This is a genomic window from Pseudomonas sp. v388 (genome assembly GCF_003935425.1).
GTDB lineage: Bacteria > Pseudomonadota > Gammaproteobacteria > Pseudomonadales > Pseudomonadaceae > Aquipseudomonas.
Genome location: NZ_RHQN01000007.1, coordinates 24,062 through 39,957 on the forward strand (window position 1 = coordinate 24,062; position 15,896 = coordinate 39,957).

The 15,896-nt window shown below is 61.1% G+C and carries 16 protein-coding genes; 14 read left to right on the forward strand and 2 right to left on the reverse strand.

Annotation, left to right across the window (positions count from 1 at the left end; translation table 11 throughout):
- Positions 1–13: 13 nt before the first annotated feature.
- From EGJ27_RS17090 to EGJ27_RS17110, 6 genes are all read left to right on the forward strand, one after another.
- Entirely contained in the window at positions 14–439 is a 426-nt protein-coding gene (locus EGJ27_RS17090) for a DUF350 domain-containing protein (RefSeq protein WP_125831920.1), read from the forward strand.
- A gap of 26 nt (positions 440–465) precedes the next feature.
- Complete coding sequence (locus EGJ27_RS17095) at positions 466–1,203, forward strand: DUF1190 domain-containing protein (protein ID WP_125831921.1); 738 nt, start codon at positions 466–468, stop codon at positions 1,201–1,203.
- Positions 1,204–1,214: 11 nt separating this feature from the next.
- Entirely contained in the window at positions 1,215–2,372 is a 1,158-nt protein-coding gene (locus tag EGJ27_RS17100; RefSeq protein ID WP_125831922.1) for a glutathionylspermidine synthase family protein, read from the forward strand.
- A 277-nt stretch (positions 2,373–2,649) separates the two neighbouring features.
- A complete protein-coding gene (locus EGJ27_RS24735; protein WP_148100593.1) occupies positions 2,650–2,796 on the forward strand; it encodes a glutathionylspermidine synthase family protein in 147 nt (48 codons plus the stop codon).
- Positions 2,797–3,497: 701 nt separating this feature from the next.
- Positions 3,498–4,523, forward strand: coding sequence for a YCF48-related protein (locus EGJ27_RS17105; RefSeq protein ID WP_125831923.1), 1,026 nt, complete (start codon positions 3,498–3,500; stop codon positions 4,521–4,523).
- Positions 4,524–4,549: 26 nt separating this feature from the next.
- Positions 4,550–6,940, forward strand: coding sequence for an RND family transporter (locus EGJ27_RS17110; RefSeq protein WP_125831924.1), 2,391 nt, complete (start codon positions 4,550–4,552; stop codon positions 6,938–6,940).
- A 141-nt stretch (positions 6,941–7,081) separates the two neighbouring features.
- On the opposite strand, the gene EGJ27_RS17115 is transcribed toward EGJ27_RS17110, so the two are convergent.
- Positions 7,082–7,804: a FadR/GntR family transcriptional regulator gene (locus tag EGJ27_RS17115; protein ID WP_125831925.1), complete on the reverse strand. Its 723-nt coding sequence runs from the start codon at positions 7,802–7,804 to the stop codon at positions 7,082–7,084.
- Between the two features lie 111 nt (positions 7,805–7,915).
- Positions 7,916–9,661 carry an IlvD/Edd family dehydratase gene (locus EGJ27_RS17120; protein ID WP_125831926.1) on the reverse strand — a complete coding sequence of 582 codons (1,746 nt, stop codon included), beginning with the start codon at positions 9,659–9,661 and terminating at the stop codon, positions 7,916–7,918.
- Between the two features lie 193 nt (positions 9,662–9,854).
- Here EGJ27_RS17120 and EGJ27_RS17125 point away from each other — a divergent pair, with 193 nt between their 5' ends.
- The 8 genes from EGJ27_RS17125 (at position 9,855) to EGJ27_RS17160 (ending at position 15,885) form a co-directional block, all read left to right on the forward strand.
- On the forward strand, positions 9,855–11,168 hold the full coding sequence (locus EGJ27_RS17125) for an MFS transporter (protein ID WP_125831927.1): 1,314 nt from the start codon (positions 9,855–9,857) through the stop codon (positions 11,166–11,168).
- Positions 11,169–11,195: 27 nt separating this feature from the next.
- Positions 11,196–12,188 carry an AraD1 family protein gene (gene araD1, locus EGJ27_RS17130; RefSeq protein ID WP_125831928.1) on the forward strand — a complete coding sequence of 331 codons (993 nt, stop codon included), beginning with the start codon at positions 11,196–11,198 and terminating at the stop codon, positions 12,186–12,188.
- 203 nt (positions 12,189–12,391) lie between these two features.
- On the forward strand, positions 12,392–12,676 hold the full coding sequence (locus EGJ27_RS17135) for a DUF5629 family protein (protein ID WP_125831929.1): 285 nt from the start codon (positions 12,392–12,394) through the stop codon (positions 12,674–12,676).
- A gap of 276 nt (positions 12,677–12,952) precedes the next feature.
- On the forward strand, positions 12,953–13,510 hold the full coding sequence (locus EGJ27_RS17140) for a hypothetical protein (RefSeq protein WP_125831930.1): 558 nt from the start codon (positions 12,953–12,955) through the stop codon (positions 13,508–13,510).
- 111 nt (positions 13,511–13,621) lie between these two features.
- Positions 13,622–14,794, forward strand: a complete 1,173-nt coding sequence (locus tag EGJ27_RS17145) for a lactonase family protein (protein WP_125831931.1) — start codon at positions 13,622–13,624, stop codon at positions 14,792–14,794.
- Positions 14,795–14,970: 176 nt separating this feature from the next.
- A complete protein-coding gene (locus tag EGJ27_RS17150) occupies positions 14,971–15,153 on the forward strand; it encodes a hypothetical protein (RefSeq protein WP_125831932.1) in 183 nt (60 codons plus the stop codon).
- Positions 15,154–15,520: 367 nt separating this feature from the next.
- On the forward strand, positions 15,521–15,700 hold the full coding sequence (locus tag EGJ27_RS17155; protein WP_125831933.1) for a hypothetical protein: 180 nt from the start codon (positions 15,521–15,523) through the stop codon (positions 15,698–15,700).
- Positions 15,697–15,885: a hypothetical protein gene (locus EGJ27_RS17160; protein ID WP_125831934.1), complete on the forward strand. Its 189-nt coding sequence runs from the start codon at positions 15,697–15,699 to the stop codon at positions 15,883–15,885. Before EGJ27_RS17155 ends, EGJ27_RS17160 begins: the two co-directional genes overlap by 4 nt.
- The last annotated feature ends 11 nt before the right edge of the window (positions 15,886–15,896 follow it).

A 15,896-nucleotide genomic window follows, 5' to 3' on the forward strand; every position in this document is an offset into this window, starting at 1 on the left:
CAAGGAAATCTTCATGATCGACGCGCTGCGTATGTCGCTCAACGCCACGGCCGTGTTCGGCTTCATTCTGTACATTCTGGTGGCGGCGATTCTGTTCGCACTGTTCCAGTTCATCTACAGCCGGGTGACGCCGCACAAGGAGTTCGCTCTGATCCGTGAGAACAACAGCGCGGCGGCACTGGCGCTGGGCGGCTCGCTGATCGGCTTTGCATTGCCGGCCAGCAACATCATCGCCTACAGCGTCAGCATCGTGGACGTGATCGTCTGGGCGTTGATCGCGGCAGTCGTCCAGTTGCTGGCGTTCAGCGTCACCAGCCTGGTGCTCAAGGGGCTGTCCGCACGCATCGCCAAGGGCGAAATCGCAGCGGCGATTTATGCCGCCAGCGTGGCAATCAGTGTCGGCATGCTCAATGCCGCCTGCATGACCCCGACGGTCTGACAGCGGCCACGGTCAAGGAGATCATCATGAGACGCAGCCCCGCAAAACTGGTGCTCGCCAGTACCTTGCCACTGGCCTTGGCAGCCTGTGGTTCCTCGGAGGACACGCCGAATTTCACCGCCCAGGCCAACTTCAAGTCGGTCCAGGAATGTGTCGAAGCCAAGGTGCCGGTCGACACGTGCTCGGACGCCTATATGCAGGCCATGTCCGACCATCGACGCATCGCGCCGACCTACGACGACAAGTCCTCCTGCGAAGCCGATTTCGTTCCCGACTATTGCCAGGTCACCTCCGACGGCAAGTACATGCCCAGGCTGGGTGGGTTCGAACTCGGCTTCGAAGGCAACGTGCCCAAGGAAGCGCTGGACAAGGCCCGCGCGGAAGTCGCGCAGGCGGGCAGCGGCTTTTCCGGTACCGAAGGGCTGCTGACCGGGCTGTTGATCGGCAACCTGATGAGCAACGGTTTCGGCGGCAATCGCTACTATTCCCAGCCGATCTACCAGACCCGCGATGACCGCGGCGGTTACTACACGTCCTCGTTGCCGGGCCAGATGAATCGCGGCAAGACCTTCAGCCGCTCGACCCAGGCCCGCACCAGCTCGGACAACCGCTACAGTCAGAGCACGCTGGGCCGTAACCTCGGAGCTTCGGGCTCCAAATCCTCGGTGTCTTCGACCATCTCGCGCGGTGGTTTCGGCAGCCAGGCTTCCGCACGCAGCGGTTGGGGCGGCAAGAGCAGCGGCGGGTTCAGTTCCGGCGGCTAGGGATCAGGTTCATGAAAAAGATCAGCATCGAGGAACGCCCGGACTGGCGCCTTACCGCCGAGCGGGAGGGCTTTGCTTTTCATACCATCGACGGGGAGCGTTACTGGGACGAACGCGGTTACTACCAGTTCACCGAGGAACAGGTCACCCGCGACCTCGAAGCGCCGACCCAGGAGTTGCACCAGATGTGCCTGGATGCGGTGGCGCGGGTTGTGGACAGCGAGGCGTTGCTGACTCGTCTGGCGATTCCCGAAGCATTCTTCGATCTGGTTCGTTCATCGTGGCGGGAAGGGCATCCGCATCTCTATGCTCGTTTCGACTTTGCGTATGACGGCAGCGGGCCGGCGAAGATGTACGAGATCAACGCCGACACGCCCACCAGCCTGATGGAAGCCGGCGCGTTTCAGTTGTTGTGGCTGGAAGAACAGATGCAGCGCGGCGTGTTGCCTGAGCGGGCGACGCAGTTCAACTCCATCGCCGAGGATCTGGTGCGAGCCTTTGCGGCGATGCCCGGTGCCAGCCCGTTCTATTTCGCGGCCATGTCCGGTTCGGTGGAAGATCGCGGCACCACCGACTTCATGCGGCGCATGGCGGCTCATGTCGGCATCGATGCCCGGCATATCGACATCGAAGACATCGGCCTGGACAGCGCGGGCCGATTCGTCGACCTCGACGGACGCTGGATCGAGCGCTTGTTCAAGCTGCACGCCTGGGAACATATTTTCCATGAGGCATTCGGGGTGCATGTTCCGGGCAGCGGCACGCAGTTCGTCGAGCCGGCGTGGAAGGCGATCCTCAGCAACAAAGGTATTCTGCCGCTGTTATGGGAGCTGAACCCAGGCCATCCCAACCTGTTGCCGGCCCATGTCGATGCCGACCCGCGCCAGCCGCTGCCCAAGGGGTGGGTGCGCAAGCCATACTTTTCCCGCGAGGGCGCCAACATCGAAATGCGCACACCAGGCGACGAAGTCATTGCCGTAGACGGCCCCTACACCGACGCGCCCTACATCCTGCAAGCGTATTCGCCGTTGCCGCGCTTCGGTGACAGCTACACCCTGGTCGGCTCCTGGGTCATCGGCGACCTGGCTTCAGGCATCGGCATCCGCGAGGACGACAGCCTGATCACCAAGGACACCAGCCGGTTCCTGCCGCATGTGGTGATTGATTGAACTCTGTATGAATCCGTGGGAGCGAGCTTGCTCGCGAAGAGGCCGGCACACCCGCAGGAGGTGTATTGCCTGCCCCAACGTCTTCGCGACCAAGGTCGCTCCTACAGTTGCTGACGGTCCAATCGGCTCACGGGTCATCCGGCATCCGCGAGGACGACAGCCTGATCACCAAGGACACCCGCCGGTTCCTGCCGCATGTGGTGATTGATTGAGCGCTGTATGAATCCGTGGGAGCGAGCTTGCTCGCGAAGAGGCCGGCACACCCACAGGAGGTGTATTGCCTGCCCGAATGTCTTCGCGACCAAGGTCGCTCCTACAGTTGCTGACGGTCCAGTCGGCTCGTGGGTCATCCGGCATCCGCGAGGACGACAGCCTGATCACCAAGGACACCAGCCGGTTCCTGCCGCATGTGGTGATTGATTGAGCGCTGTATGAATCCGTGGGAGCGAGCTTGCTCGCGAAGAGGCCGGCATACCCACAGGAGGTGTATTGCCTGCCCTAATGTCTTCGCGACCAAGGTCGCTCCTACAGTTGCTGACGGTCTATTCGGCTTCTGGGTCATCCGGCATCCGCGAGGACGACAGCCTGATCACCAAGGACACCCGCCGGTTCCTGCCGCATGTGGTGATTGATTGAGCGCTGTATGAATCCGTGGGAGCGAGCTTGCTCGCGAAGAGGCCGGCACACCCGCAGGAGGTGTATTGCCTGCCCGAATGTCTTCGCGACCAAGGTCGCTCCTGCAGTTGCTGACGGTCTAGTCGGCTCCTGGGTCATCCGGCATCCGCGAGGACGACAGCCTGATCACCAAGGACACCCGCCGGTTCCTGCCGCATGTGGTGATTGATTGAGCGCTGTATGAATCCGTGGGAGCGAGCTTGCTCGCGAAGAGGCCGGCACACCCGCAGAAGGGGTATTGCCTGCCCCAACGTCTTCGCGACCAAGGTCTCTTATACAGTTCCTGACGGTTGTCATCAGGTTCGCTGATACCCCGCCAATCACATAGGGTCGCTTAACAAAAGATAACGACAAGCCGATTGTCAGGCGTTTGCAAAGCTGTCTAGGATGGGCCAGCTTCCAGAAGGCTCCTTGCCATCAGGGCCGATAACAATAAGAACGGAGAAATCCATGAGTGAGCCATTCCTGCGGCGCGCTTGTTCATGCGTGGCGCTGTTGGCGGTCTGCGTTTCGTTGCAGGCAGCGCCGGAACCTGCCGCGCAAACGGCACCCCCATCTTCCCTGCCGGCCATCGAGTCGAACAAAGCCTCCCGCAGCCTGTTGCTTGAGGTGGTGCATGCAGGCGAACGGCTGGTCGCGGTCGGGGAGCGCGGCCATATTCTCTATTCCGACGACCAAGGCCGGACCTGGACGCAGGCCAGCGTGCCGACGCGACAACTGCTGACCTCGGTGCAGTTCGTGGATCCGCAGCACGGCTGGGCCGTGGGCCACGATGCGCAGATTCTCGCCAGTGACGATGGCGGCAAGCGCTGGAACAAACAATTCGAGGACCTTGACCGTGAGGCGCCCTTGCTGGACGTCTGGTTCAAGGACACCCGTACCGGGTTCGCAGTGGGCGCCTACGGTATGTTACTGACCACCCAAGACGGCGGCCGGCATTGGCAGGACATCGGCGAGCGCCTCGACAACGAGGACCAGTACCATCTCAACGCGATTGCGATGGTCAAGGATGCCGGCCTGTTCATCGTTGGCGAGGCAGGAAGCATGTTTCGTTCCCGTGACGACGGACAAAGCTGGGAACGCCTGGAAGGGCCGTACCAAGGCTCGCTGTTCGGGGTGATCGGCACTGCCCAACCGGCCACATTGCTGGCTTACGGTCTGCGCGGCAATCTGTTTCGTTCCACCGACTTCGGCGACAGCTGGAGCCAGGTGGAGCTGAATGCCGCCCGCGGCCCGCTGGAATTCGGCTTGGCCAATGCCGCGCTGCTGGCCGACGGTTCGCTGGTGCTGGTGGGCAATGGCGGCAGCGTGCTGCGCAGCACCGATGACGGCCTGACTTTCCAGGTCTTCAACCGCCCGGACCGGATTTCCCTCGCCGGCGTTACCGCCAACCAGCTGGGCAATCTGATTCTGGTCGGGCAGGGCGGCGTGCGCCTGACCTCGGCGACGGGCGCCGAGCTGACCCAACAACAATAAGAAACTCCAGCGCGGAAACAGTGGCCATGACCAATCTTCAACACACGCAGCACCACGACGAAAAGGCCACTTTCCTGGAACGGCTGATTTTCAACAATCGCCCGGCGGTCATTATCCTGTGTCTGCTCGCCAGCGTATTCCTGTTCTGGCAGGCGACCCAGGTTCGGCCGTCCACCAGTTTCGAGAAGATGATCCCGCTGGATCATCCGTTCATCCAGAACATGATGACCCACCGCAACGACCTGGCGAACCTGGGAAACACCGTGCGGATATCCGTGGAAGCCCTCGATGGCGATATCTTCTCCAGGCAATACATGGAGACCCTGCGCGAGATCAACGACGAGGTGTTCTACATTCCGGGCGTGGACCGCTCCGGCCTCAAGTCGTTGTGGAGCCCCAGCGTGCGCTGGACTGAAGTGACCGAAGAGGGTTTCGCCGGCGGCGAAGTCATCCCGCAGAGCTATGACGGCTCCGAGCAGAGCCTGGAACAACTGCGCAATAACGTGCTCAAGTCCGGGCAGATCGGACGACTGGTGGCCAACGACTTCAAATCCAGCATCGTTGACGTGCCGCTGCTGGAGGCCTATCCGGACCCCAACGATCAGGGCAAGTTGATCGCCCTGGATTATCAGCAGTTCTCTCACCAGCTCGAAGAGAAAATCCGCGACAAGTATCAGGCGCAAAACCCCAACATCAAGGTGCACATCGTCGGCTTCGCCAAGAAGGTCGGTGACCTGATCGACGGACTGCTGATGGTGGTGATGTTCTTCGGCGTGGCGTTTGTGATTACGCTGGTCTTGCTGATCTGGTTCACCCGCTGCCTGCGCAGCACCATCGCGGTGCTGAGCACCACGCTGATCGCCGTGATCTGGCAATTGGGGCTGATGCATGTGGTGGGCTTCGGGATCGATCCTTATTCGATGCTGGTGCCGTTTCTTATTTTCGCCATCGGCATTTCCCATGGCGTGCAAAAGATCAACGGCATCGCGCTGCAGTCCGGCGATGCCGACAATGCACTGACCGCCGCGCGCCGGACGTTTCGGCAGCTGTTTCTGCCGGGCATGATCGCGATTCTCGCCGATGCGGTGGGCTTCATCACCTTGCTGATCATCGATATCGGCGTGATCCGCGAGCTGGCGATCGGGGCGTCCATCGGCGTTGCGGTGATTGTCTTTACCAACCTCATATTGCTGCCGGTGGCGATTTCCTACGCTGGCATCAGCAAAAGGGCGATCAAGCGCAGTAAGCGTGGTGCGGTCACCAACCATCCGTTCTGGCGTCTGCTGTCAAACTTCGCCAGCCCCCGTGTCGCCCCGGTTTCCGTGACCCTGGCTCTGATCGCCTTCGGCGGCGGGCTCTGGTACAGCCAGAATCTGAAGATCGGCGATCTCGACCAGGGCGCGCCGGAGCTGCGCCCGGATTCGCGCTACAACCAGGACAACGCGTTCATCATCAATCACTACTCCACCAGTTCCGACGTGCTGGTGGTCATGGTCAAGACGCCGCGCGAAGGCTGCTCGGCGTATCCGACCATGTCGGCCATCAACGAGCTGGCCTGGAAGATGGAAAACACGCCTGGCGTGCAGTCGGCGATTTCCCTGGTGACGGTCTCCAAACAGGTGATCAAGGGCATGAACGAGGGCAACCTCAAGTGGGAAGCCCTGTCGCGCAACAAGGACGTGCTCAACAGCTCCATCGCCCGCGCCGACGGCCTGTACAACAACGATTGCTCACTGGCACCGCTGCTGGTGTTCCTCAACGATCACAAGGCCGAAACCCTCGACCGGGCGGTGGCGGCGGTGCAGAGCTTCGCGGCCGAGAACAACACGCCGGAGCTGCAATTTCTGCTGGCGGCCGGCAACGCCGGGATCGAGGCGGCCACCAACGAGGTCATCAGACAGTCGGAGTTGATCATTCTGGTGCTGGTGTACATCTGCGTCGCCGGCATGTGCATGATCACTTTTCGCTCGTGGGCGGCGACCTTGTGCATCGTGCTGCCGCTGGTGCTGACCTCGGTGCTGGGCAACGCGCTGATGGCGTTCATGGGCATCGGCGTCAAGGTCGCGACCTTGCCGGTGGTGGCGCTGGGGGTGGGGATCGGCGTGGATTACGGCATCTACATCTACAGCCGCCTGGAAACCTTCCTGCGCGCCGGGCTGCCGTTGCAGGAAGCCTATTACGAAACCCTGAAATCCACCGGCAAGGCGGTATTGTTCACTGGCCTGTGCCTGGCAATTGGCGTGTGTACCTGGATCTTCTCGGCGATCAAATTCCAGGCCGACATGGGCCTGATGCTGACCTTCATGCTGCTGTGGAACATGTTCGGCGCCCTATGGCTGCTGCCGGCACTGGCGCGGTTCCTGATCAAACCGGAGAAAATGGCCGGGCAGGTGGGGAATTCGCTGTTTTCGCATTGAGGCCTGCGCTACCAATTGTGTAGCAACTGTCTTGCGATGACCTGTGGGAGGAAGCGGGCGGCGATCCTTCCTGCTGGCGACTGCAGTGTGTCAGTCACTGTTGTAGGAGCAAGTATGTCGTAGTCGCGAGCAAGCGCCCTCCTACAGAACTGCGCCGGTGCCCAACACCACACTCAGCGCATTGCGCGCGTCATCGAGTTGCACCAGCGTGGCATGCCGGGCGCCGAGGGCGTCGCGGTTCTGGATGGCGGTCAGGATGGCCTTGTGCCGCGGCAGCGCCAGTTCGTGCAGGTTGGGGCGTTTGTTGGAATGCTTGAGGGCTTCGCGCAACGCCAGCGACAGCATGTTGCACAGGTGCGCCAGCAGGTCGTTGTGGGTCGCGTCGGCAATGCGGCTGTGGAAATCCAGGTCCGGCTGAAGCAAGGCTTCCGGCGTTTGCGCCGCCTCCATTCGCTGGTACGCCTCGTCGATGGATTCGATTTCCTCGTCCGTGGCATGTTGCGCGGCCAGGGCCGCGACCGCCGGTTCGATCACCGCTCGCACACTGGTCAACAGATTGAAGAACTCGTTCTGCGGCGAGCTTTGCATGACCCAGTGCAGCACATCCGGGTCCAGCAGGTGCCATTCGCGCCGGGCCTTGACCACCGACCCGACGCGTGGCCGCGAATAGACCAGACCCTTGGCCACCAGCACCCGCGTGGCTTCCCGGAGCACCGGGCGGCTGACCGCGTACTCTTCGCAGAGCAGGGCTTCGGCAGGCAGTTTTTCGTCGGGTTTGAAACGACCGGAGACAATCTGCATGCCCAGCTCCTGGACGATACGAGCGTGCATGCTTTTACGATCGGAAGGCTTTCGGTAATCCATGGGAACGCAAGTCGATCCTGGCGATGAATGCCGCGCATCATACCATTGCGCAGGGCGTGCGGCGGGTGCCGAACCATCCGGCACCCGCCCTGTTGCTCGTGACCGGACCGATCAGTGCGAGTGGCGCGGAACCTCGGCGCCCCGGCAGCCGACCAGGAAGTCAAAGTCACAGCCCTGATCGGCCTGCATGACATGATCGATATACAGCTGACGATAACCACCGGCCAGGAACTGAGGCGCCGGCGCCTGCCAGTCCGCGAGGCGGGCAGCCAGTTCGGCTTCCGGGATATCCAGATGCAGTCGGCCACTGGCGCAGTCCAGCTCGATCCAGTCGCCTTCACGCACCACCGCCAACGGCCCGCCGGCCGCCGCTTCCGGCGCGACATGCAGCACCACGGTGCCGTAAGCGGTGCCGCTCATCCGCGCGTCGGAAATCCGCACCATATCGGTCACTCCCTGAGCCAGCAGCTTGGCAGGCAGGCCCATGTTGCCGACTTCCGCCATGCCCGGATAACCCTTCGGCCCGCAGTTCTTGAGGACCATCACCGAGTTCGCATCCACATCCAGGTCCGGGTCGTTGATCCGCGCCTTGTACATCTCGAAATTCTCGAACACCACGGCGCGGCCGCGATGCTGCATCAGCGCCGGGGTGGCGGCAGACGGCTTGAGCACCGCGCCCAGTGGCGCCAGGTTGCCGCGCAGCACGCAGATGCCGCCGTCGGCGCGAATCGGATTGTCCAGCGCGCGAATCACTTGGTCGTCACCGTAGATCGGCGCGGCGGCGGTATTCTCGCCGATGCTCTTGCCGTTGGCGGTCAGCGCGTCCGGGTTGGGCAGCAGGCCGGCTTCGTTCATGCGCCGCAGCACGGCGGGCAGGCCACCGGCGTAGTAGAACTCTTCCATCAGGAAACGCCCGGACGGTTGCAGGTCGACGATGGTCGGGGTGCCGCGACCGACGCGTGTCCAGTCGTCCAGTTCCAGGTCCACGCCGATGCGTCCGGCAATGGCTTTCAAGTGAATCACCGCGTTGGTCGAGCCGCCGATGGCCGCGTTGACCCGGATGGCATTCTCGAACGCCGCCTTGGTGAGGATTTTCGACAGGCGCAGGTCTTCGCGAACCATGTCCACCGCGCGCATCCCGGACATGTGCGCCAGCACGTAGCGGCGCGAATCCACCGCCGGTATCGCGGCGTTGTGCGGCAGCGATGTGCCCAGGGCTTCGGCCATGCAGGCCATGGTCGAGGCGGTGCCCATGGTGTTGCAGGTGCCCGCCGAGCGCGACATGCCGGCTTCGGCGGAGAGGAATTCGTCGAGGCTGATGGTCCCGGCTTTGTAGGATTCATGCATCTGCCAGACGATGGTGCCGGCGCCGATGTCCTTGCCCGCGTGCTTGCCGTTGAGCATCGGCCCGCCGGTGACGACGATGGCCGGGATGTCACAGCTGGCCGCGCCCATCAGCAGCGCCGGCGTGGTCTTGTCGCAGCCGGTGAGCAGCACCACACCATCGATGGGGTTGCCGCGAATCGCTTCTTCCACATCCATGCTCGCCAGGTTGCGGGTAAACATGGCGGTGGGGCGCAGGTTGGATTCGCCGTTGGAAAACACCGGAAATTCCACCGGCCAGCCGCCGGCCTCGATCACGCCACGTTTGACGTGCTCGGCGATCTGTCTGAAATGGGCGTTGCAAGGGGTCAGCTCCGACCAGGTGTTGCAGATGCCGATGATGGGCTTGCCATGAAACTGATGGTCGGCGATGCCCTGGTTCTTCATCCAGCTTCGATACATGAAGCCGTTCTTGTCGGCGGTGCCAAACCATTGGGCAGAACGCAGGGTCGGTTTTTTATCGGAATCAGACATGATCGGCTCTCTTATTGTAAGACTTAATAGCGTTGCTGCTGGTTAAGGTAAGCCTAAAAATCCGGGATTGGAAGAGTTGTCACTTCAAATAGTATTACTATATAGTCGCCCTTAATCGAGGGACGACCCTGCCTGACTTTCAGCCGGAGGCGATCCCCAGGTTCCATAACAAAAACAATTGGAGACCGCCTTCATGAGCCAGGAACTGCGGCTTATACGTCGCATCACGCTGAAACTCATTCCCTTCCTGATCCTGTTGTACCTGATCGCCTACGTGGATCGCTCTGCCGTCGGTTTCGCCAAGCTGCACATGGGCGCGGACATCGGCATCGGCGATGCAGCTTACGGGCTGGGCGCAGGGTTGTTCTTCGTCGGTTACTTCCTGCTGGAGATCCCCAGCAACCTGATGCTCGAACGCTTCGGCGCCCGGCGCTGGTTTGCGCGGATCATGATCACCTGGGGCGCGATCACCATCGGCATGGCCTTCGTCCAGGGGCCTTACAGCTTTTACGTCATGCGTTTCCTGCTGGGCGCGGCCGAAGCGGGGTTCTTCCCTGGCGTGCTGTACTACATTACCCAGTGGTTTCCGGTGCGCCATCGCGGCAAGATCCTGGGCTTTTTCATCCTGTCGCAACCCATCGCCATGATGATCACCGGGCCGATTTCCGGCGGGCTGCTGGGCATGGAAGGCATACTGGGGCTGCACGGCTGGCAGTGGCTGTTCATCGTCATCGGCGCGCCAGCGATCCTGCTGACCTGGCCGGTGCTGCGCTGGTTGCCGGATGGTCCCGGGCAGGTCCACTGGATGAGTCAGGAGGAAAAGGACTGGCTGACCGGCGAGCTGAAAAAGGACCTGCAAGAGTACGGCCAGACCCGCCACGGCAACCCGCTGCATGCTCTGAAGGACAAACGCGTTCTGCTGCTGGCCCTGTATTACTTGCCGGTGACCTTGAGCATCTACGGCCTGGGCCTGTGGCTGCCGACCTTGATCAAACAGTTCGGCGGCAGCGACCTGACCACCGGTTTTGTCTCTTCGATTCCGTACATCTTCGGCATCATCGGCCTGCTGATCGTGCCGCGCAGTTCCGACCGTCTCAACGACCGTTACGGACACCTGGCGGTGCTGTATGTGCTGGGCGCCATCGGTCTGTTCTGCAGTGCCTGGCTGACCTTGCCGGTGGCGCAACTGGCCGCATTGTGTCTGGTGGCATTCGCGCTGTTCTCGTGCACGGCGGTGTTCTGGACCTTGCCCGGCCGTTTCTTCGCCGGCGCCAGCGCTGCGGCCGGGATTGCCCTGATCAACTCGGTCGGCAATCTGGGCGGCTACATCGGCCCGTTCGTGATCGGTTCTCTCAAGCAAGCCACCGGCAGCCTGGCGTCGGGCCTGTATTTCCTGTCCGGCGTCATGGTGTTCGGCCTGATCCTGACCGGCATCGTCTACCGCCTGCTGGAACGTCGGCACGTGCTGGCAGAAACCGAGTTTTCCGCCAGCGCCAAAACCCGTTGATCGAACCCTATTGAAAGGAGCTCTTTAATGCGACTCATCCAGTTTGAATTGAACAACGGTCAGCGTCGGATCGGCGTGGTCGACGGCGATCAGGTGCGGGAAGTGCAGGGCGCGCAGAGCGTGCGGGAACTGGCGCTGGCCGCCATCGATGCAGGCACGAGCCTGGCGCATCAGGTGCAAGGGGTTGGGTTGGGCGACGGCCACGATTATTCGCGTTTGCTGGAAGAAATGCGTGTGCTGCCGCCGCTGGATCATCCGGACCCGGCGCATCTGTTGGTCACCGGCACAGGTTTGACCCATCTGGGCAGCGCTTCTGCGCGGGACAAGATGCACCAGCAGGCCGGTGACGAAGCGGCGATGACCGACACCATGCGCATCTTCAAATGGGGCGTGGAGGGCGGCAAGCCGGCTGCGGGTCAGGCAGGCGTGCAGCCGGAGTGGTTCTACAAGGGCGACGGCAGCATTGTCGTGCGTCCCGGCGCGGCCTTTTCGCTGCCGCCGTTCGCTGAAGACGGTGGCGAAGAACCGGAAATGAGCGGTTTGTATGTCATCGGTCCGGACCGCAAGCCTTATCGGCTCGGGTTTGCGGTGGGCAACGAGTACTCCGACCACGTCATGGAGCGCCGCAACTACCTGTACCTGGCTCATTCCAAGCTGCGCGCCTGTTCGTTCGGACCTGAACTGCGCGTCGGTGACCTGCCGCAGAACCTGGCCGGCACCAGCCGGATCTGGCGCGACGGGCAGGTGCTGTGGGAAAAGGAATTTCTGAGCGGCGAAGCCAACATGTGTCACAGCCTGGAGAACCTGGAGTATCACCACTTCAAGTACGCCCAGTTCCTGCGGCCGGGCGATGTACATGTGCACTTCTTCGGCACCGCCACGCTTTCCTTTGCCGACGGCATCCGCACCCAGCCGGGCGATCGGTTCGAAGTCACCCAGCCCGAGTTCGGCCGCCCATTGGTCAATGGCTTGGCACACAGCGAAGCGGTGTTCGAGCCAGGTGGAATCGGGAAACTTTAAGTGGCAGCAGCGCCGTTGCACTGTGTGTACAGATAGGCCGGGTACCAGCAACGTCGCGTTTGGAGGTTCGTAAGATCGGGTGGCTTGCTGGCGACGGGGCCGCCCCTTCGCGAGCAAGCTTGCTCCCAGATGATCCGCGTCGCGCCCTATGGATTGGGTTTTGCCTTATCATTCGCGCTTTCACACAGACATCGGCAAAGCTCATGACCACCACTCCCGACACCCTGCTCGCAGCCCTGCAATCCTCCACCATGCTGGAAATCGACGGCCTGCACGCCTGGGAATTCTCTCTGGGCGAGGAATTGAACATCGAATGCATGGACGGCCGCGAGCGCAAGGTGTGGCGTTTTACCAAGGCTCAGATCGACGCGGCTGCGTTCGATCAATCCCTGCAGAGCTGGGTCATCAACGACGGCAGCGCCGATCATCGCATCGTGTGCCTGGACGCTTTTACCCCCAGCGATGACGACGATTCCGAGGCGGATTGATCCAGATCAGGTTTCCTGAATCCCTCATGCATTAAATTGCCCTTTACATGCAGGCAGCATTCAGCGAAAGCGCCTGCATCGGGTGGTAGGGTGTTCTCGCGCACGTTTTGGCCCATGGGCCCGCAGACGGCGCTTGCTCACTACACACGGACGTGCTTGCCTTCTCTTATGCCCCTGACGCACTGCGCGGCAGGGCATAACGACGTTTTACATTTCACTGGCCGAGCCAGTTTTCTGCTCATGGATTCGAGCAAACGATGAAGATAGGGAGATCCAATGTCTACTCAAGGTGCGTTGAGTCGTGCACGACTGTTGCCGACGTTCATAGGTGTCGTTCTGCTGGTGCTGGGCGTAGTCATGCTGATCGGCAGTTTTCGGCTGGTCAGTCTGGGCGGCTCGTTCTACTACATGCTGTGCGGATTCGGTTTCGCGGCGATCGGCGTGTTACTGATCCTGGGCCTGCGGTTCGCCGTCTGGCTGTTCACCCTGCTGCTGCTCATTTGCACGGTGTGGGCGCTGTGGGAAGTTGGACTGGATCGCCAGGAATTGATGCCCCGGCTGTTCGTCTGGTTTCTGATCGGCGTGGTGCTGCTGTTGCCGATGGCCCGCCAGGGGCTCAAGCCTCTGCGCGACCGCGTTTCCATTACCGGGCTGATGATCGCCGTGCTGCTGGCCGGTATTTCGGTCGACCCCATTGGCCAGATCAGGCAGGGTGCGCCTCATTATCAAGCGCTCTTGTCTCGGCTGATCCCCAGCCTGGACGTGCAGCCTGATCCGGCGGTGGAGACATCGCACGTCGCCATTCAGACGCCCATGCCTGCCGGGGAAGGATAGGCGGCCCACTGCGACCAATGGCCGCAAAACTACCGGGCCCCTCACGGTGTCAAAGGCGCTGAATGTCGAATAGTCGGCGCCCATAACTTGAACAACAGAGGAATGCCTCCTATGTCCCCTTTATCGCTGCGATGGATGGCGCTGGCCAGCGCCCTCGGTGCAGCCTCTCTTCAGGCGCAACCCATGACCGATGTCGATCTGCTGGTAGGTACCTACACTCAAGGCAAGAGCGAAGGCATTTACCGCCTGGGCTTCAATCGTGAGACAGGCCAGATCGATCCTGCGCCTCGCCAGGTAATCAAGTCCGAAAACCCGTCTTGGCTGACACTTTCCAAAGACCAGCGCTTCCTGTTTGCCGTCAATGAAAATGGCCCGGGTCAGAGCGATGTGGTCGGCAAGGTCAGCAGTTTTGCCATCGACCCGAAAACCCATGGCATCACCGCCTTGAGTCAGGTCAAAAGCCATGGCGATGAGCCGACTCATTCGAGCCTGAGCCCGGACGGACGCTATCTGTTCGTGGCCAACTATGCGGTCAACCCTGATCCGGGCGGTGTTCTGGCCGTGCTGCCGGTCGACAAGAACGGCAAGCTCGCTGAGCCGGTCCAGACGCTACCTCTCGGCCCGGCCAGCAAGGTCAATGCTGAACGCCAGGCCTCTTCCCACGTGCATGCGGCGCTGCCGACGCCCGACGGTAAGTATCTGGTCGCGGCGGATCTGGGGGCGGACAAGCTGTTCGTCTACCGCTACGAGGAAGACGGCGCCAAGCCGTTGCAACCGGCCAAGGTGCCGACCGTGCAACTACCAGGCGGCAGCGGGCCGCGACATCTGCTGTTCAGTCGGGCCGGCAAACACGCCTGGCTGGTGCTGGAGATGTCTGCCGAAGTGGTGGTGTTCGAATACCACGACGGTGAATTCAAGCAGACCCAGCGCGTGGATCTGAAGAACCAGGGCGTGACGCAGAAGAACGGTGCCGGCGGCCTGCATACCTCGCCGGATGGCCGCTTCCTGTATGTAGCCAATCGGGGTGACGCCAACCAGCTGTTGGTATTCCGCATCGACCCGACTACCGGCAACCTCGACGAGATTCAACGCCGTTCCGTGGAAGGCAAGGAACCCCGTGAGTTCAGCGTCGATCCGAGTGGCAATTTCATGCTGTTCGCCAACCAGAAGAGCAATCAGATCGTGACCGTGCGCCGTGACCCGCAAACCGGGATGCTCGGCGACACGGTGCAGAAGTTCGATCTCGACTCGCCTTCCGACCTGCACTTCTTCAAGGAAGAATGACGTCCGCCTGCCTGCAGCTCTTTGAAATGAAGGGTTGCAGGCACTATCAATCCAGTTGATATGAGTTAGTGCTACAAAAGATTTCTGCAGATCGGGCCTCGGGCGTAAGTTTGAGTCACGGCCAAGACGGCCCTGACTTGATGCCAAACCCACAGACAACTTACGAGGTGACCGACATGAACCTGAACATCTTTTCCATCATTGCCGCTTCCGCTATTTCCGCTACCGCAGCTTTACCTGCCCAGGCCAGTGTCGAATTGAATGGTCGCAAGAGTCAGGCGACGCAAAGCTACACGTCCAAGTACTTGCAACAAAGTGCCAACTTCTACGCCGCGCTGGATCACAAGTCGCAACAGTGAATGCCACTGAATCCATTCCCCGTCAACGATCACCGTCGATCACGGCGAATGGATTCATTTGAAAGGCCCGCAATAGCGCTTTCGCGAGCATGTTCGCCCACACAGGTCGATGCGACCCACTGCCCGGTACGTGGCAGGCCATGCATCTTCTGTTCAGTGAGCCTGCTCGCGAAAGCGCAGGTTGCGGTCAAAACCCGTTACTGGTCAGTGACGGGTTTTTTGCGTCTGGACCATTTCATTATTTATTGACCGGATAGTGCCGTTAAATAATCAAGCAAACTGATAACTGCTATGCGCAATCATGGTTTCTCACTACTTCGTTATTCCATCATTCTGTGGTCAGGAAAACAGTTACGGAGTTACAACCATGGCCACTGCCATCCTTCATTCCATCAAGCAGGGCGCGTATATCGCGATTTCCCTTTACGTCGTGTTCATCGCAGTGGTCACCATCACCAGCATGAATCCACAACTCAGGACGCTGGCTCAAGAACCATCCGTAACCGGGCTGGCATCCGTTCAGCCGGTGCAGGAGCGTGCGTCATGAGCGGTCCGGGCATCTGGGTCACCGCCGGGTTGGCCGTGATGATCAATGGCAGCACCTTGTTGGGTGCCGGCCAGAGTTCAGCGGGCGGCATCGCCAGGAGTATCGAGTGCCGGCATGGAATCGCCCATGCTATCGAACGTTCCCAGGCAGAGAAGTCGATGGCGACCACGCTCCCTGCGGTTTAACCGGGTGCAGC